General features: G+C 57.3%; 19 protein-coding genes. 8 read left to right on the forward strand and 11 right to left on the reverse strand.

The window, feature by feature from the left end; translation table 11 throughout:
• Positions 1-48: 48 nt before the first annotated feature.
• The 6 genes from PMA3_RS04000 to PMA3_RS04020 all read right to left on the reverse strand — a co-directional run bounded on the left by PMA3_RS04000 (position 49) and on the right by PMA3_RS04020 (position 6,473).
• Positions 49-1,029: an asparaginase gene (locus PMA3_RS04000; protein WP_064675954.1), complete on the reverse strand. Its 981-nt coding sequence runs from the start codon at positions 1,027-1,029 to the stop codon at positions 49-51.
• A gap of 65 nt (positions 1,030-1,094) precedes the next feature.
• On the reverse strand, positions 1,095-2,300 hold the full coding sequence (locus tag PMA3_RS04005; RefSeq protein WP_064675955.1) for a threonine/serine exporter family protein: 1,206 nt from the start codon (positions 2,298-2,300) through the stop codon (positions 1,095-1,097).
• Between the two features lie 16 nt (positions 2,301-2,316).
• Positions 2,317-3,204 carry a nitrilase family protein gene (locus PMA3_RS04010; protein ID WP_064675956.1) on the reverse strand — a complete coding sequence of 296 codons (888 nt, stop codon included), beginning with the start codon at positions 3,202-3,204 and terminating at the stop codon, positions 2,317-2,319.
• 16 nt (positions 3,205-3,220) lie between these two features.
• Entirely contained in the window at positions 3,221-3,355 is a 135-nt protein-coding gene (locus PMA3_RS33400) for a hypothetical protein (protein ID WP_257784581.1), read from the reverse strand.
• Positions 3,356-3,379: 24 nt separating this feature from the next.
• Complete coding sequence (locus PMA3_RS04015; protein ID WP_064675957.1) at positions 3,380-5,326, reverse strand: flavin monoamine oxidase family protein; 1,947 nt, start codon at positions 5,324-5,326, stop codon at positions 3,380-3,382.
• Between the two features lie 250 nt (positions 5,327-5,576).
• Positions 5,577-6,473, reverse strand: coding sequence for a GlxA family transcriptional regulator (locus PMA3_RS04020; RefSeq protein ID WP_191626349.1), 897 nt, complete (start codon positions 6,471-6,473; stop codon positions 5,577-5,579).
• A gap of 244 nt (positions 6,474-6,717) precedes the next feature.
• Between PMA3_RS04020 and PMA3_RS04025 the strand changes: the two genes are divergently transcribed.
• Entirely contained in the window at positions 6,718-7,854 is a 1,137-nt protein-coding gene (locus tag PMA3_RS04025; RefSeq protein WP_064675959.1) for an acyl-CoA dehydrogenase family protein, read from the forward strand.
• 131 nt (positions 7,855-7,985) lie between these two features.
• On the opposite strand, the gene PMA3_RS04030 is transcribed toward PMA3_RS04025, so the two are convergent.
• Positions 7,986-9,026 carry an NADP(H)-dependent aldo-keto reductase gene (locus PMA3_RS04030; protein WP_064675960.1) on the reverse strand — a complete coding sequence of 347 codons (1,041 nt, stop codon included), beginning with the start codon at positions 9,024-9,026 and terminating at the stop codon, positions 7,986-7,988.
• Between the two features lie 245 nt (positions 9,027-9,271).
• Here PMA3_RS04030 and rplM point away from each other — a divergent pair, with 245 nt between their 5' ends.
• The 7 genes from rplM (at position 9,272) to PMA3_RS04065 (ending at position 14,158) form a co-directional block, all read left to right on the forward strand.
• Positions 9,272-9,700 (forward strand): 50S ribosomal protein L13, encoded by a 429-nt coding sequence (rplM, locus tag PMA3_RS04035; protein ID WP_007905295.1) that lies wholly within the window; start codon positions 9,272-9,274, stop codon positions 9,698-9,700.
• Positions 9,701-9,714: 14 nt separating this feature from the next.
• Positions 9,715-10,107 carry a 30S ribosomal protein S9 gene (gene rpsI / locus PMA3_RS04040; protein ID WP_002555064.1) on the forward strand — a complete coding sequence of 131 codons (393 nt, stop codon included), beginning with the start codon at positions 9,715-9,717 and terminating at the stop codon, positions 10,105-10,107.
• 266 nt (positions 10,108-10,373) lie between these two features.
• Entirely contained in the window at positions 10,374-10,967 is a 594-nt protein-coding gene (petA, locus tag PMA3_RS04045; protein WP_064675961.1) for a ubiquinol-cytochrome c reductase iron-sulfur subunit, read from the forward strand.
• Positions 10,967-12,178 (forward strand): cytochrome b, encoded by a 1,212-nt coding sequence (locus PMA3_RS04050; RefSeq protein ID WP_064675962.1) that lies wholly within the window; start codon positions 10,967-10,969, stop codon positions 12,176-12,178. The genes petA and PMA3_RS04050 overlap by 1 nt, the downstream gene beginning before the upstream one ends.
• Positions 12,178-12,960: a cytochrome c1 gene (locus PMA3_RS04055; RefSeq protein ID WP_064675963.1), complete on the forward strand. Its 783-nt coding sequence runs from the start codon at positions 12,178-12,180 to the stop codon at positions 12,958-12,960. The genes PMA3_RS04050 and PMA3_RS04055 overlap by 1 nt, the downstream gene beginning before the upstream one ends.
• A gap of 150 nt (positions 12,961-13,110) precedes the next feature.
• A complete protein-coding gene (locus tag PMA3_RS04060; RefSeq protein WP_008155978.1) occupies positions 13,111-13,728 on the forward strand; it encodes a glutathione S-transferase N-terminal domain-containing protein in 618 nt (205 codons plus the stop codon).
• 16 nt (positions 13,729-13,744) lie between these two features.
• The gene (locus PMA3_RS04065; RefSeq protein WP_064675964.1) at positions 13,745-14,158 is read left to right on the forward strand and encodes a ClpXP protease specificity-enhancing factor; all 414 of its coding nucleotides are present in this window, start codon (positions 13,745-13,747) and stop codon (positions 14,156-14,158) included.
• Positions 14,159-14,324: 166 nt separating this feature from the next.
• Here the strand turns inward: PMA3_RS04065 and PMA3_RS04070 are convergent, their stop codons facing one another.
• The 4 genes from PMA3_RS04070 to PMA3_RS04085 all read right to left on the reverse strand — a co-directional run bounded on the left by PMA3_RS04070 (position 14,325) and on the right by PMA3_RS04085 (position 17,771).
• Positions 14,325-14,903, reverse strand: coding sequence for a BON domain-containing protein (locus PMA3_RS04070; RefSeq protein ID WP_064675965.1), 579 nt, complete (start codon positions 14,901-14,903; stop codon positions 14,325-14,327).
• Positions 14,900-15,493: a phosphoheptose isomerase gene (locus PMA3_RS04075; RefSeq protein WP_007972584.1), complete on the reverse strand. Its 594-nt coding sequence runs from the start codon at positions 15,491-15,493 to the stop codon at positions 14,900-14,902. The genes PMA3_RS04070 and PMA3_RS04075 overlap by 4 nt, the downstream gene beginning before the upstream one ends.
• A gap of 104 nt (positions 15,494-15,597) precedes the next feature.
• Positions 15,598-15,960, reverse strand: a complete 363-nt coding sequence (locus tag PMA3_RS30455; protein ID WP_082930253.1) for a YraN family protein — start codon at positions 15,958-15,960, stop codon at positions 15,598-15,600.
• The gene (locus tag PMA3_RS04085) at positions 15,960-17,771 is read right to left on the reverse strand and encodes a penicillin-binding protein activator (protein ID WP_064675967.1); all 1,812 of its coding nucleotides are present in this window, start codon (positions 17,769-17,771) and stop codon (positions 15,960-15,962) included. The genes PMA3_RS30455 and PMA3_RS04085 overlap by 1 nt, the downstream gene beginning before the upstream one ends.
• Positions 17,772-17,788 lie beyond the last annotated feature (17 nt).

Raw genomic sequence — 17,788 nt, forward strand, 5'->3', positions numbered from 1 at the left:
GATGTGCCGCCGTCATCGCGAGCAAGCTCGCTCCCACAGGTCGGAATGTCAGTCTCGAGCGAGAAAACATGCAAGTTCATCCTGCCGCTGACAGCCCACCAGCAACCACAGCAGGATTCGGGCTTTGCGCGGACAGAGAAACCCCGTCATCAAAGCGCCTCTACCAATCAAATCCATCTCGCTGCCGGTAAAACCATACGACGCTTGAGCGGTGGCACCTGATCCGGTGCGTGTCGCAATGAGGACAGGGATTTTCCTGGCGATTTTTTCGACAGCATCAGCCCACTGTTCCGACACATGACCTGCTCCGAAACCAGCAATCACCAAGCCGTCGTAACCCAGGTCCAGGATGTTATCCAATAACAGGGTCTCGGCCGACAGCGTGCTTTCCAGCAGGGCAATTGCCTGTGTTGTTCGCTGCGGCAAGGGTAAAAGCTTCCGTTGGGACGGCTCGTGAAAATAACGGACGCTATCTTCCAGAAGCATGCCCGTGGGACCCACCACCGGTGATGAAAACGCCTGTAACGCCAATGAGTCGGTTTTGCGCACTGAATTTGCGTGGTGCACCTGGCCGCCCATCACCACTTGAGCGCCGCGGCAGCGACTGTTTGACGCCAGCGCAACCCGGCAAGCGTCCAGTAAATTCGCTGGACCATCAGCTCCCACCTGGCTTGCCGCCCGCATGGCACCGGTCAGGATCAACGGCGCATCGTGGTGCCACAAGTAATCAAAAAATGCTGCGGTCTCTTCAAGGGTATCCGTGCCTTGAGTAATGACCACGCCCGTCGCACCCTTCTCGACCTGAGCGTTCGCCCAGTGGAGAACGCTCAACAAAAATTCGAAACTCAACGAAGCACTCGGGTGCAGGCCGAGTGTTTCTACAGTGATCCGCGCCAGGTTTTTCAATTCCGGCACCGTGGTCAGGAGGGCTTCGCCGCTGACTGCCGGGACAACGCCTGCGCCGACATGGCTGGCTTGCATGCTCACGGTGCCGCCTAGCGCCGCGATGGCCAATTTTGGCAGATCCATGGTTTACCTCGCTTGTTGATGAGGAGGGCAGGCTGTACCAGAAGGTCCAGCCTGATGGCAGCGCTTCAGCCGGCTATCAGCAGCCCGATAAACGGAATGATCAGCAGGGTACTGATGGCCATGGAGAGGACATTCCCGATGTAGGGGTGCATATCGCCCGGTACCCTTTTGGCAAGAGCGCATGCCAATGGTGGAGCGATCAGTGCGCCCAACAGGGCGCTCGACGTTATGACTTGCCAACTGCCGCCATAGGTCAGAACCGCCGCCGGTACGACCGACACCAGCGGAACGTAGGTGGGATACCAGCCGAGGCGCCTCCATTGGCGACGCCATATCACCACGCCCAAGGCGGAGGTCAGCGCCTGCGCACCGATCAGTTGCGGCAGCAAGCCTGAGCCGTAAGCAGGGCTCATGGGATTCAAGGCGTAGGCCAGCAGTACTCCCAGCAGCAGACCGATGCTGGCCAGCTCATTACCGAAGAACGGCGCTTCCGAAAAATCCGCCAATACCCGGCGCAGGCCCCAGATGATTCCGTAGTCGGTGGTTTTACTCTTGGCTGGTTCAACTTCGGGCGCGGGTGATTCCTTGGGCCGGGACTTCACCAGATTGGGCACATGACGACACAGTAGGAATGCCAGGACACTGGCAACCGCCATGCCAGAGACGTTGCCGATCACTACGGGTAAGCCCAGTGGATTGCAGACGTAGTTGACGATCAGCAAACAAAGCGGAGTGACGAGCACGGCGCCCATGATTGCGCCATTGATTGTCACCTTCCAGCCGCCGCCGAACATCAGCACCATAGCTGCCGGTAGTGAAACAAACGCTGCAAATGTGGGTTGCCAGCTGTTGGCCGTAACCGTCCAGCCCCACAACAGATTGCTCAGCAACAATCCAAGCAGCGAACTGGTGACAAGCCACGGCCATAATCCGCTGCCGTAGGAAATGGCAAAGCCTTGCCATACTTTTCCCGTTCGATTGGCCCAGTAGGCCAGATAAGCTCCAGCCAGCAGCCCGATCGAAGCGAACTCGTGTTTGTAGAATGCAACCTCGCTGATGTCTCCCAATACCCAGCGCAACCAGGCACTCGGATCGGGGAGGTTCGACACCATGTGGTTATAGTCGGGCCAATGGGCAGACCATGATGAGCGGTGGGTGAACGAAAGCCAGGCGATCAGCAGTCCGGTGCCGATCACCAGCAAGATGATCGAGTTATCAAGCTTCTTGCTGGCGAGCGGATTCAGCCGATGGGTATCGGTAGTGGGTTCCATGGTTGGGCCTCCCCGATCAGCGTGGGAGAGCAGGGTGTTGGATGTAACCGAGCATCTGATCATAGAGATCGGTGCGTCGGTCACGATGCAGATCGTTCAGGTTGTTCCAGATGGGGGCACTGCGGGCGCTGGTCAGGTCAATATCGGCAAAAAGTATTTCTTGTCTGTCCGCCGACGCCACTTCGCCAATCGGCCAGCCATGGGTGCCGGCAATCAATGAGCAGCCCAGGTAACGAGCGCCTCGCTCTTCACCGATCCGGCTGGCGGCTGCAATAAACACATTGTTGACATGAGCGGCCGTCATCGTCAGATACGAAGCCATGCATTTCCCGGCGTCATCGAACAGCGGCGGAGGCGTCCACACCCAGTTGTTCAGGCTGCAAATGATGTCCGCGCCTTGTTGACTGAGGATTCGCGGTACCTCCGGGAACCAGATGTCCCAGCAGATCAACAATCCGATACGGCCGATGGGCGTATCAAACACCGGGAAACCCAAGTCACCCGGCGTGAACCACAGCTTTTCAAGGTTCCATAAATGGGCTTTGCGGTACTTCCCGATAAAGCCGTCCGGACCTACCAGTACAGCTGTATTAAAGAGTCGCATACCATCGCGTTCGGCCAGCCCCGCAACCAGGTAAACCTTGTGGTTGCGGGCGAAGTCCATCCAGCTTTGGACGCACGGCCCGCCGGGAACCTCTTCTGAATGGTCGAAAGCGTCCTGCCGGCTGGTGAAGAAATAGCCTGTACTGGAAAGCTCGGGTAGCACGATGAGATTTGCACCGCCGTTCACGGCCTCCTGCGCCAATTCCAGGCAGCGACACAGATTTCCTTCCCGGTTTTTCATGCCGACTTGTGGATCGAATTGCACGACTGCTACACGAACAGGACTTGTTGATTCGCTCATACGGGTGACCTCGTTTTTATTGTTTTTCAACTTGTTTAATCGCGGTTTTATTAAGCGTCGAAGACTCAAGTGCGAGGAAGTCAGCCGTTTCCTTTTCGGTTGTAGTCCGTTTCCCAAGATTGGTGAGGGCGAGCCAATGCATGGCCTGCATTGGCTCTTTCCTGGGGGATCGAGGTCAGGTTCTGAGTTTGTATTCGGGGTAATCAGCCATGGAGAAGCCGCCATTGAAGGTAGCCTCGGTTTTGTTACAGATATGGATGACTGCATCGACCGCGCCGCGGAAGCAAGGCTCAGTCCAGCCGGCATCGACTGAAAAAGACTCTCCACAAAGGTAGAGGCCAGAGATGGCAGCGTAATCCCTGTTGTACTTCATCAAGCTCACGGCATCGTAATAAGTGCCAGGCCTATATAATTTTGCACATCCCAACGCATTTTTGTCCGTCATCCAGCGATGCACGACAGCTTGTTCGATGCCGATATATGGTGAAATTTTTTCCTGAATATTTGCAGCATTCATCAGTATGCGATCAAGCTCTTTTACGCATTTCTTGACCAGCTCCTTATCAGTGAACAAGGCGAGTTTGGTCGCATCGTCTTCCCAGGTGTAACTCAGGAGGATGCAGTCATAGCTATAATTTTCATTGTAGCGATAGGTGTATACGTCGTGAATGAAGCTGTCAGTGACAATGGCTTGCGGGATAGTGGTGTTTTTTAATAAAAATGACTTCTTGAGAGGGGCAAAAACTTTGCAGCTGGTTTCCCAGTGAGCGGTTTTATAGGCATTTATCGTTTCGAAAGGAAGCATTTCCTGATTGAAATTTTCCAGTGTTATTCGAGTTTCGAGCAGCCAGGAAGGAAGGGTCATGATGACGGAATCAAAATCGTCGAATTGTTCCTGAGTGTGCTCTGGATCGCTAGTTTTCCAGTTGTAATAAACACGTATCTTTTTGTTATCCAGTTTTTTCAGTTTGGTTACGGAGGAGTCGGTAAGGAAGCCGTCAATTCTCTCGAGGCTGTGCTCATAAAAAGATTTTCCGGTCGCATCCGTGTTTATAAACAGTAAGCATTCATCCAGTGCTGCAAGACCGATGTATCGCGGTCTGTCGAATCCCAGCCCCTTGGAGTCAAATACGGCTTCGCTGTGCAAGTGAGGGGACGCAACGGGATTGCCAGTTGAGTCCACTCGGCCTTGAACCAGTTGCAGCTGACTGCTGAATCCGAAAATCGCTGTGCGCATGGGATATAGCGAGCAGACATCGTAAAAGGCGCCCCAGCTACCGTCACCGATTCCTATTGCGTAAAAAATGGCGGATTCATCCGCCGTCATGCCCATCCCGCCGAAGTCGCCGGGCGAGCTTTCATCCCAAGCGGTGATTACGGGCATGCGGACCAAGTCGCGAAACGAAACGTTCTCGTATTTTTCGACGATCGCCGCCCAGATGGTTTCCCATTTTTCGCTGGCGTAGACCTCTGAAATGTGACGACTCATTCGGTCGGCAAAGGCTTTCCATTTGGCGTATACCTTCTGAAGTTCGTCTCCCGGAGGGGGAGTTTGACCATCTTCATTTTTCCAGATGAGCATGTGTGGAAGCGTTGCGCCTCCAACGCTCCCTTCTCGCAAATAAATTCCGGTTGACGTTACCCACTGACTGCCAGGGTTTGCGAAGTCTGAAATAGCTAGCTCGAATTCATTGGCATAATAGGCCATCAGGGAGCGGCCTTCCTTCGGTGGCTCGTCTGCTCTGTTGAAAAAAGGCATTCGCATAGCGCCCATCTCGAAAGGTGTATGGCCTTCTGGCGAGTTAGGGCTGCCTGGTATCGTCAGGTGTCTGCCACCTATCCGTTTGGATTGTTCGATTAGTGTTACATGATTAAACCCGCAGCGATAAAGCTCTCTTGTTGCGGTGAGCCCGGTAACGCCTGCGCCAATAATACATATCTTATGGTTTGGATTGGTCGCTCGTGCGATGCCACTTTCCTGTTCCACCAATGTTCGATAGTCGAAGCATAAGTCCGGCGGGTTGGGGAAGCGAGCACGCCACTTGTTTTTTGCAGTGCGCTTTGTCCGAGCGATATTCCTGGCGATTTGTGACGGGTAGTCGTAGCTGGATCCAATAGTCACTTTTATCTTCCCTGATAGATAGTCGATCTCTGGTAGGGAAGTATGTTTGATTTTTTGTTTGGTCCCTGCAAGAGCAAAACGACACGCTCTCGTTCGGCGCATTCCTATTGAGTTGTGGGAAAACTATCTCGGCATTTACTAGTACCTGTAGGAACAATGCTTGCCCGCAATTGAAACGACGTGGTGTATCAGGCAAAACGAGTCATCGTTCATCGCCAGCAAGCTGTGCTCCTACAGGGTTCGCAGTGGTTTACGCCGCCTGCTGAAATTGCTGCCGATACTGGTTCGGCGACAACTCCGTATGCTGGCGGAACAGCCGCGCAAAGAAGCTGGCATCGTCGTAGCCCACCTCGTAACTGATGGTCTTGATGCTCTTGCGGCTACCGGACAGCAGGCCCTTGGCGGTTTCGATGCGCAGGCGTTGCAGGTAATGCAGCGGTTTGTCGCCGGTGGCGGTCTGGAAGCGGCGCATGAAGTTGCGGATGCTCATGCCGTGCTCGCGGGCGACGTCTTCGAAGCGGAATTTGTCGGCGAAGTGATCTTCGAGCCAGTGCTGGATTTGCAGGATGATCACGTCCTGGTGCAGTTTCTGCCCGCCGAAGCCGATGCGTCCCGGCGCGTAGCTGCGCTGCACTTCGTAGAGAATGTCGCGGGCTACGGCCTGGGCCACATTGGCGCCACAGAAGCGCTCGATCAGGTAGATGTAGAGATCGCAGGCCGAGGTGGTACCGCCGGCGCAAAACAGGTTGTCGGCGTCGGTCAGGTGCTTGTCCTGATTGAGCTGGACCTGCGGGAAGCGTTCGGCAAAGGCATTGAAGAAGCGCCAGTAGGTGGTCGCTTCCTTGCCATCGAGCAAGCCGGCTTCGGCGAGCCAGAAGACGCCGGTGGCCTCGCCACACAGCACCGCGCCACGCGCATGTTGCTGACGCAGCCACGGCAAGACCTGTGGATAACGTTGGCAGAGCGTTTCGAAGTCGTCCCAGAATGCTGGAAGGATGATGACGTCGGCATTTTCCAGGCCGCCATCTACCGGCATGATCACGTCGCTGAAGCTGTTCACCGGTTTGCCGTCGGGACTGACCAGCCGCGTTTCGAACGCCGGCGTCAGGCCGTGGCCCAGTTGTTTGCCGTAACGCAGGCTGGCCAGGTGGAAGAAATCCTTGGCTTGCATGAGGGTGGAAGCGAAAACCCGGTCGATAGCCAGGATGCTGACGCGCCGCAAGGGCGTGGAGGCTCGGTTAGACATAATTCAACTTTATTCTTATAGGGGAAAGTGGTCACCAGACGGCTGGATCGTCTTATTTTTTGTCTGATGTGTCCAGTGTCCTGTATCGCTGGCGAGGCTTAGTCTCTGAAGGATCACTCCTTCCCGCAATAACGACAGGTGCCGCATGATCCCCAGAACCTTGTTCAGTCCCGAGCACGAACTGTTTCGCGACAGCGTGCGAACCTTCCTCGAAAAAGAAGCCGTGCCCTTTCATGGGCAGTGGGAAAAACAAGGCTACATCGACCGCAAACTCTGGAACAAGGCGGGGGAGGCGGGGATGCTCTGTTCGCATCTGCCGGAAGAGTATGGCGGGCTGGGCGCGGATTTTCTGTACAGCGCAGTGGTGATCGAAGAAGTGGGACGCCTGGGCCTGACCGGGATCGGTTTTTCTCTTCATTCGGACATTGTTGCGCCTTATATCCTGCATTACGGCAGTGAAGCACTGAAGCATAAATACCTGCCGAAACTGGTGTCCGGCGAAATGGTCACTGCGATTGCCATGACCGAGCCGGGCGCCGGTTCCGACCTGCAAGGGGTCAAGACCACCGCCGTGCTGGACGGCGATGACTATGTGATCAACGGTTCGAAAACCTTCATCACCAACGGCTTTCTGGCGGACCTGGTGATTGTCGTGGCCAAGACCGATCCGAAGGCCGGCGCGAAGGGCACGAGCCTGTTTCTGGTCGAGGCGGATACACCGGGTTTCGACAAGGGCAAGCGTCTGGAAAAAGTCGGCATGAAGGCTCAGGACACCTCTGAACTGTTCTTCCAGGACGTCCGGGTGCCCAAGGAAAACCTGCTCGGGCAAGCGGGGATGGGGTTTGCCTACCTGATGCAGGAGCTGCCCCAGGAGCGGCTTACCGTTGCCATCGGCGGCTTGGCTTCGGCAGAGGCGGCGCTGCAATGGACGTTGGACTACACCCGTGAGCGCAAGGCGTTCGGCAAGGCGATTGCCGATTTCCAGAACACGCGTTTCAAGCTGGCGGAGATGGCGACCGAAATTCAGATCGGCCGGGTGTTCGTCGATAAGTGCCTGGAGTTGCACCTGCAAGGCAAGCTCGACGTGCCGACGGCGGCGATGGCCAAATATTGGGGGACTGACCTGCAATGCAAGGTGCTCGACGAGTGCGTGCAGTTGCATGGCGGTTACGGCTTCATGTGGGAATACCCGATCGCCCGGGCGTGGGCGGATGCGCGGGTGCAGCGGATTTATGCCGGGACGAATGAGATCATGAAGGAGATTATTGCGCGGTCGCTTTGATCTGTGGTGACTGTCAGGGCCCCATCGCGAGCAAGCTCGCTCCCACAGGGTTCCGTGTCGATCACATATGTGTGGTTCGAGGCAGATCAACTGTGGGAGCGAGCTTGCTCGCGATTGGGTTTATGAATCCATCACGGAGCAGGATTCGGGTGATCCTTGTGAATCGCATCGATCCCCGCCAGCACTTCATCGGAAAGTTTCAGCTCGAAGCTCGCGATATTGCTATCGAGCTGCTCCAGCGTCGTCGCCCCAATGATGTTGCTGGTCACGAACGGTTGCTGCGTCACGAATGCCAACGCCATCTGCGCCGGATCCAGGCCGTGTTCACGAGCCAATGCCACATAACGGCTGCACGCTGCCTCTGACTGCGGATTGAAATAGCGGCTGAAGCGGCTGTACAGGCTCAGGCGGCCTTTGGGCGGGCGGGCGCCGCCTTCGTACTTGCCCGACAGAAAACCGAATGCCAGCGGTGAATAGGCGAGCAATCCGCACTGTTCGCGAATTGCAATTTCCGCCAGCCCGATCTCGAAGCTGCGGTTGAGCAGGTTGTAGGGGTTCTGGATCGACACCGTACGCGGCCAGCCACGGGCTTCGGCCAGGGCGAGAAAGCGCATGGTGCCCCAAGGGGTTTCGTTGGACAGGCCGATGTGGCGGATCTTGCCGGCCTTGACCTGTTCGTCCAGGGCTTCGAGGGTGTCCTCCAGCGGGGTGAGGTTGGCTTCGGTCTGGTGTTTATAGCCCAGCTGGCCGAAGAAGTTGGTGCTGCGCTCCGGCCAGTGCAGCTGGTACAGGTCGATATAGTCCGTCTGCAGGCGCTTGAGGCTGGCATCGACGGCTTCGGTGATGTGCTGGCGGTTGTGCCGCAGGTTTTTGTCACGGATGTAGTCGATGGTATTGCCTGGGCCCGCGATCTTGCTGGCGAGGATCCAGTCGGCGCGATCGCCACGTGTCTTGAAATAATTGCCGATGTAACGTTCGGTGGTGGCGTAGGTTTCGGCCTTGGGTGGCACCGGGTACATCTCGGCGGTGTCGATGAAATTGATTCCGGCGCCTTTGGCCCGTTCAATCTGGGCGAAGGCTTCAGCTTCGCTGTTTTGCTCGCCCCAGGTCATGGTGCCGAGGCAGATTGCACTCACGTTCAGATTGGTTCGGCCTAGCTGGCGATAGTCCATCGGGTGCTCCTTGGGCAAAAGAATCATAAAAGCAGGTTGAATTATTTTTCGCAATCTGCATAATTGCGCACCTCTTTCTGCAGTGGAAGTGATGCGCCGCCGCCGAAGAATCTTGCCGTTGAACGGACGCGCCGACCCGAGCCCCCGAAAGCGTCTGTATCCGGCTGCCTTTGACTTGTCAAAGTACGCACTATTCAGTAAGATCCGCCGTCTAATTTACAGGGCGGCCCCTGAGGCTATAAAGAATGAAAACTTTTACTGCTAAACCGGAAACAGTACAGCGCGACTGGTTTGTCGTCGACGCTGCAGGTCAGACCCTGGGTCGTCTGGCCACCGAAATCGCGAGCCGTCTGCGTGGCAAGCATAAAGCTGAGTACACTCCTCACGTTGACACCGGCGATTACATCGTCGTTATCAACGCCGAGCAGATTCGTGTGACCGGTGCTAAAACCACCGACAAAATCTACTACTCCCACTCCGGTTTCCCGGGCGGCATCAAGTCGATCAACTTCGAAAAACTGATCGCTAAAGCCCCTGAGCGCGTGATCGAGACCGCGGTCAAAGGCATGCTGCCTAAGAACCCGCTGGGTCGCGACATGTATCGTAAGCTGAAAGTCTATGCGGGCGCTGTACACCCTCATACTGCTCAGCAGCCCCAAGAACTGAAGTTTTAACGGAATAGTTCATTATGTCGGCGACTCAAAATTACGGCACTGGCCGTCGCAAAACCGCAACCGCACGCGTTTTCCTGCGTCCGGGCACTGGTAACATCTCCATCAACAACCGTTCGCTGGATAATTTCTTCGGCCGCGAAACTGCCCGCATGGTAGTTCGTCAGCCGCTGGAATTGACTGAGACTGTCGAGAAATTCGACATCTACGTCACCGTGATCGGCGGTGGTGTGAGTGGTCAAGCTGGCGCAATCCGCCACGGTATCACTCGCGCACTGATGCAGTACGACGAAACCCTGCGTGGCGCTCTGCGCAAAGCTGGCTTCGTTACTCGCGATGCTCGTGAAGTTGAACGTAAGAAAGTCGGTCTGCGTAAAGCGCGTAAGCGTCCGCAGTACTCGAAGCGTTAATTCGCTTTCACGTTCAAAAAGAACGCCTGGTTCCTTGCGGAGCCGGGCGTTTTTTTATGAGCGCGATTTATCCGGAAATTGTTCTGTGACAACTTGCCACATCCGCAGAAGCCCTATACTGCAAGGCTTGGCAGTGAAGCCTCGCGGTAATTACCTTGTCAGAATTGGGGCTTTTCATTACCATTCGGCAAAATTTTTATAAGTACATAGATTTACTTAGTAGATGCCTGATTTAACAGGCCACAAAGCTGATGGGAGAGGACTGAATGAGCAATGACGGCGTGAATGCAGGCCGGCGTCGCTTCTTGGTAGCAGCCACATCCGTGGTGGGTGCTGCAGGAGCGGTGGGGGCTGCGGTCCCGTTCGTGGGGTCATGGTTTCCCAGTGCCAAGGCGAAAGCCGCAGGTGCACCGGTGAAGGTGAATGTCAGCAAAATCGAGCCAGGCCAGCAGATGATTGCTGAGTGGCGCGGTCAGCCGGTGTTCATCGTCCGCCGTACCGAGGAAATCCTGGGGAATCTGAAAAAGATCGAGGGTCAGTTGTCCGACCCGACCTCCAAGAACTCGACACAACCGACTTACGTCGACCCGGAAACGCGTTCGATCAAGCCAGAGGTTCTGCTGCTGATCGGAATCTGCACGCACCTGGGTTGCTCGCCGACTTTCCGTCCGGAAGTGGCACCTGCAGATCTGGGCAAGGATTGGGTGGGGGGGTATTTCTGCCCTTGCCACGGTTCCCACTACGACCTGGCTGGCCGCGTCTACAAGTCGCAACCTGCGCCTTTGAACCTGCCAGTTCCCCCGCATTCCTATGAAACCGATGAGATTATTGTCATTGGCGTCGATACGGAGAACGCGTGATGAGCAAGTTCATGGATTGGGTTGATGCGCGCTTTCCCGCAACCAAAATGTGGGAAGACCATCTCAGCAAGTACTACGCTCCGAAGAATTTCAACTTCTTCTATTTCTTTGGCTCCCTCGCACTGCTCGTCCTGGTCAACCAGATCGTCACCGGTGTCTGGCTGACCATGAGCTACACCCCGTCGGCGGAAGAAGCCTTTGCCTCCGTTGAATACATCATGCGCGACGTCGAGTACGGCTCGATCCTGCGTATGCTGCATGCGGTCGGCGCTTCGATGTTCTTCATCGTGGTCTATCTGCACATGTTCCGTGGTTTGCTCTACGGGTCGTATCAGAAGCCGCGTGAGCTGGTGTGGGTCTTCGGCATGCTGATCTACCTGGCGCTGATGGCGGAAGCCTTCATGGGCTACCTGCTGCCGTGGGGTCAGATGTCCTACTGGGGTGCCCAGGTGATCATCTCGCTGTTCGGTGCGATTCCGCTCATCGGCGACGACCTGACCCAGTGGATCCGTGGTGACTACCTGATTTCGGGTATTACCCTGAACCGCTTCTTCGCCTTGCACGTCGTGGCGTTGCCGATCGTGATTCTCGGTCTGGTGGTGCTGCACGTTCTGGCGCTGCACGAAGTCGGATCGAACAACCCGGACGGTGTGGACATCAAGAAACACAAGGACGAAAACGGCGTACCGCTGGACGGCATTGCCTTCCACCCGTACTACACCGTGAAAGATATCGTCGGCGTGGTGGTGTTCCTGTTCATCTTCTGCTCCATCGTGTTCTTCTTCCCGGAAATGGGCGGCTACTTCCTCGAGAAGCCGAACTTTGAAGTGGCGAACGCGTTCAAGACTCCAGAGCACATCGCTCCGGTCTGGTACTTCACACCGTTCTACGCGATTCTGCGGGCGGTTCCGGACAAGCTTCTTGGCGTAATCGCCATGGGTGCGGCCATCGCGGTGCTGTTCGTCCTGCCGTGGCTGGACCGCAGTCCGGTCAAGTCGATGCGCTACAAAGGCTGGCTGAGCAAGATCTGGCTGGTGGTGTTCTGCGTTTCGTTCGTGATCCTCGGCATCCTCGGTGTTCTGGCTCCGACGCCAGGGCGTACGTTGCTGTCGCAGGTCTGTACCTTCCTGTACTTCGCCTACTTCATTCTGATGCCGTTCTACACCAGGCTCGAGAAGACCAAACCGGTTCCGGAAAGGGTGACTGGCTGATGAAAAAGCTATTTGCTGTACTGATTCTTGCTGCCATGCCTGTACTGTCCTTCGCGGCCGCACAAGGTGGTCCCGAGCTGGAAAAGGTCGACATCGACGTTTCCGACAAGGCCGCCATGCAGGATGGCGCCCGTACGTTCGCCAACTACTGCATGGGCTGCCACAGCGCCAAGTTCCAGCGTTACGAGCGTGTTGCCGATGACCTGGGCATTCCGCACGAGCTGATGCTCTCGAACCTGGTGTTCACGGGTGCCAAGATCGGCGACCACATGAGCATCGGCATGCAGCCGGCTGACGCCAAGACCTGGTTCGGTGCCGCGCCACCCGACCTGACCCTGGTGGCTCGTGTCCGTGGTACCGACTGGCTCTACGGTTACCTGAAATCGTTCTATGAAGATCCGTCGCGTCCTTGGGGTGTGAACAACAAGGTGTTCCCGAACGTCGGGATGCCTAACGTTCTGGTCGGTCTGCAAGGTCGTCAGGTCGTCGGCTGCAAACAGGTTCAGATCGTCGAGGACGGCAAGAAGCAATATGATCCGCTGACCGGTACGCCGCTGACTCATGAAGCGTGCGATCAGCTGACCATCGTGCCGAAAAGCGGTGCTTTGACCGAAGAGCAGTTCGATGAGAAGGTCAAGAATCTGGTAACCTTCCTCGCTTACTCGGCTAACCCGGTTAAGCTGCAACATCAGCGCATCGGTACGTACGTATTGCTGTACCTGGCGTTCTTCTTCGTATTCGCCTATTTGCTCAAGCGTGAGTACTGGAAAGACGTGCACTGATCAAGCTTCAAGCAATTGCTGTTAATCGCGCGCGCCCAAGGGCGTCTCTGAAAGTGTAACGAGCCTGGTGATCCAGGCGTTACGGGAGGCGCCCTCTGGGCGCGCTCGTTTTTCCGCTTCCGATAATTTCAACAAGCGAGGAGGACCGCCATGGGCGTGACCAATCGGTTGGCCTGTTACTCCGACCCCGCCGACCACTATTCCCACCGAGTGCGTATCGTACTTGCAGAGAAGGGTGTCAGCGCAGAGATCATTTACGTGGAAGCTGGTCGCCAGCCGCCTAAACTGATTGAAGTGAACCCTTACGGCAGCCTGCCCACCCTGGTCGATCGTGACCTGGCGTTGTGGGAGTCGACCGTGGTGATGGAATATCTGGATGAGCGTTACCCGCACCCGCCGTTACTGCCGGTTTATCCCGTAGCGCGTGCCAACAGCCGTCTGCTGATTCATCGCATTCAGCGTGACTGGTGTGGTCTGGTGGATCTGATCCTGGATTCCCGGTCCAAGGAAGCGGCCCGTGTCGTGGCTCGTAAAGAGTTGCGCGAAAGCCTGACCGGCGTGTCGCCATTGTTCGCCGACAAGCCGTTCTTCCTCAGCGAGGAACAAAGTCTGGTGGATTGCTGCCTATTGCCAATACTCTGGCGATTGCCGATTCTGGGCATTGAACTGCCGCGGCCTGCCAAGCCGCTGCTTGATTACATGGAGCGCTCGTTTGCGCGTGAGGCATTCCAGGCGAGTCTGTCTGGTGTCGAACGCGATATGCGCTAAGGCTTAAGGAGCCGCTATGAACTCCAGTCGACCTTATCTGGTCCGTGCGCTCTACGAGTGGATTGTGGACAACGATTGCACCCCGCACATGCTGGTCAATTCCGAATATCCATCGGTGCAGGTGCCTCAGGGTTTTGCCAGTGACGGACAAATTGTCCTGAATGTATCGCCGGCGGCCGTGCGTCATCTGCACATGGATAACGAGGCGGTCAGCTTCGAAGGGCGCTTCGGTGGCGTGCCGCATACGCTGTACGTGCCTATCGCATCGATCCTGGGCATTTATGCCCGTGAGAACGGCCAGGGCATGGTGTTCGATCTGGAATCGCCCATGGATGGCGAGGATGAGATCGAGCCGGATGATGATATTCCGCCACCCGACAGTGAGCCGCCGCGTCCCAGCGGTCGACCGAGTTTGAAGGTGGTGAAGTAATAAAAAGGCGATCCGAATGGATCGCCTTTTTTATTACTTCCGTAGGAGCCAGGCTTGCCGGCGAAGGGGCCCTCAAGGACGCCTTCGCCGGCAAGCCTGGCTCCTACAGGTCGACGGCGATCTCAAGGACGCCATCGCCGGCAAGCCTGGCTCCTACAGGGGGGGGTCAGTCGATGTATTCGAACAGTTTCACGATCTTCTGCACCCCGGAAACGCTCTGCACCAGGCTGGTTGCCTGGGCCGCTTCCTGCTTGGTCAGCAAGCCCAGCAGGTAAACGATCCCGTTTTCGGTAACAACCTTGATGCGCGACCCCGGAATGCTCGCATCGGCCAGCATCTGGGTCTTGATCTTGGAGGTTAGCCAGGTGTCGTTCTGGCGAGCAAGGAAGCTTGAAGGTGGCAGCACCTGCAGTTCGTTGTGAACCTTTTTCACGCGCTGAACCGCGGCGGCAACCTGCTCGGCCTTGGCCTTGAGGTCGGCACGCGGCGTTTGGCCCGCGAGCAGCACAACGCCGTTGAAGCTGGTGATCACGATGTGTGATCCGTTGTCCAGGACAGGATCGGCCTTGGCGATATTCACGCCGGCCTTGGTTTCGATCAGGGAGTCGTCGATCTTGCTGCCGAAGGTGCGGGTACCGCGGTCATCATCGATCGGTGCTTCACGGCTGGCGTTAACCACCGAAGTGCAGCCGCTGATGCCGAGGCACAGGGTCAAGGCCAGTAGGCCTAGGCGATTAGGGGTCATTCTTCACTCCCGAACAGTTGGCTGTCGATCAAGTCGCAAAGGCAATGGATCGCCAGCAGGTGGACTTCCTGAATACGTGCGGTGACGTTGGCCGGAACGCGAATTTCGACGTCCTCGGGCAAAAGCAGCGACGCCATGCCGCCGCCGTCACGACCCGTCAATGCTACGACAATCATTTCGCGATCATGTGCGGCCTGGATCGCTTGAATTATGTTCGCCGAGTTGCCGCTGGTGGAAATCGCCAGCAATACATCGCCCGGCTGGCCGAGGGCGCGGATTTGTTTGGAGAAAATTTCGTTGTAGCTGTAGTCATTGGCGATCGAGGTGATCGTCGAGCTGTCGGTGGTCAGCGCGATGGCTGGCAGGCTCGGGCGTTCACGTTCGAAGCGGTTGAGCAGCTCCGACGAGAAATGCTGGGCATCGCCGGCGGAACCGCCGTTGCCGCAGGAGAGCATTTTGCCCTCGTTGAGCAGGGCGTTGACCATGACCTGGCTGGCTTGCTCGATGTGCGGTGCAAGTACTTCCATCGCCTGTTGCTTGGTGTCGATACTGGCCTGAAAAAGCTGGCGAATTCGCGATTGCATGTCCATCTGTGTGACCTTAATTAGCGCGGCTACTGGGCACATGAATGTGCAGCCCGCAAAGCAAAGAGCAAAAGTGTTGGGTGAAAGTGTCCGGTTCGCGGCGCAAGCGATCAGCTGTCGAAGGCATTCTGCAACCAGTTCAACCGGGCGAGGTCGCTGTCGATGGCAACCACGTCGAAGCGGCAAGGGGAATTGGCCCAACGCGACTCGCGCTGAAGAAAATATTGCGCGGCGAAAATCAGTTTCTGCCGCTTGCGCCCATCGATGCTATCGAGTGCGCCACCCCATTGGGTGTTCTTTCTGTAGCGGACTTCAACGAATACTACTGTATCGCCATCAAGCATGACCAGATCAAGCTCGCCGCGTTTACACAACCAGTTCTGCGCCAGGAGGCGCAGACCCTGTTGCTCAAGATGCTCGAGCGCGTGGCGCTCGGCATCTTTTCCGCTTTGCTGGCGTGACCTGTCAGGCATCAGCGTTGGGTGTCCGGCAGGCGTTGAACCTGGCCATTGACGAACTGGGCCCATGGCAACTGGCGCACTACACGCTGGTTTTGCGTCATGCCCAGGCTGCCCGACTGACCTTCGATACGGCTCTCCGGCAAAGCCTTGAGTTGCCCCAGGCGTGGCGCCAGGCGATAAGCGTCGACGCCCATCGCATACAGGCGACCCAGGCTGCCGCCGGCTTGTGGCCATTGAGCGGTCACCTGGCGGCGCAGTGGATCGTTGGCGTCCAGCAACCAGGGCGTTTCGCAGAAGCGCACGCCATTCATGTCGTTGTACTGGTTCTGGTCGCCGCTGGCGCTGAACACGTGGGAGGTGGCATAGACCGGCACGTCACCCGCGTATTGGAAGTTCAGGGTCGGCTTGATCTGCTGGGCTTGCTGAGGCGTTGCCGCGAGGAAGATGAACTCGATGTCCTGGCGACGCGAAGGCTGGGCAGCGACCTGTCCGCCAACGGTGCTCTGCAGGCTCTTGGCGCGACCTTCGCTCTGGCGCAGCTGGAACATGTCGGCAATCTGCTGGGCCAGCTGCACGGGCTGATCGACGCGCTCGGTCGCGACGATGCTGCCGCCGTTGGCCTGCCAGTCTTGACTGAAAGCCCTCATGACACGATCGCCCCATTCGCCTTTCGGCACCATGATGGCGGCGCGATGCAGGCCATCGGCGCGCGCGCGACGGGATACTTCCCGGGCTTCGTCTTCGGCAGCCAGGCCGAACTGGTACAGTTGTGCCGGACCTTGTTCGCCTTCGCTGTAGTTCAGCGCCAGGGTGGTGATCGGCAGTTGCGGGCGAGCGCTGAGCTGTTTGACCAGCGGTTTCTCCAGCGGGCCGACGACCAGTTGCACGCCGTCGGCCTGGGCCTTGCGATAAAAATCATCCAGGGACGTCAGGCGCGAGCTGTCGTAGAACTCGATGGCCGGTGGCTGTTGACCAGCCTGTTGCGCCTGGTAGTGAGCAGCCATGAATCCTTCGCGCAATGCTTTGCCGACCGAGGCCAGCGGGCCCTCCTGCGGCAGCAGCAGGGCGATCTTGCCCAAGGGCTGGCTGGCCAGTTCCTTGAGTTTGCTCAGCGGCAACGGCAGTTGAATGGCGGCGGGGTGCTTGGGGTTCTGGGCGCGCCAGTTGTCGATCGCGGCTTGCTGTTGTTCCAGGGTGCCGGCGGATTTTACCGCCAGGGCCAGGCTCATCCAGCCGCCGAGGTCATCGGTGGAGGTCGGCTGCAATTGATCGGTCGGCAGCGAGGCGATCAGCGTCCAGATCGCCTCGTGGTTCTTGCCGGCCGCTTCGCCTTCCAGCATCGGCGCGATGAAGATGCGCGCCCGTGCGGCGGCCAGGGTCTGGCCATCGGCTTCAAGGGCGCGGGCATGCACGGTGCCGGTGCGAACCTGCTGCTCGACCGGCAATTGCGCCAGGTGTTGCAGGCTTGGATGGCTCAGCGCCGTCAACGCCGCTTTCGGTTGATTGCGGGCCAGGGCCAGTTCAGCCGCCAGGGTGCTGGCGAAAACCTGCGGGCCAGGCTTGAGTTGCTCGACGGGCACTTGTTGCAGGATTTGCGCGGACTGGCCGGCGTTACCCTGGCGATAGGCCAGGTCTGCCGCATTCAGGCGCAGCAAGGCGGCTTTTTCCGGGTCTTTACTTTGAGCGGCCTGTTGGAGCAATTGCTCGATACTGGCATCAGGGGTCCGTGGAAGTTCGCCAAGGCTGGAGGAGGGCGAGCTGGCGCAAGCCGCCAGCAAGGCAGCGAGGCAGAGGGCAGTGAACAGCCGCAGGCAAGCGATCATGTAGTGTTCCTGATACT

The organism is Pseudomonas silesiensis, assembly GCF_001661075.1.
GTDB classification, from domain to species: Bacteria; Pseudomonadota; Gammaproteobacteria; order Pseudomonadales; family Pseudomonadaceae; genus Aquipseudomonas; species Aquipseudomonas silesiensis.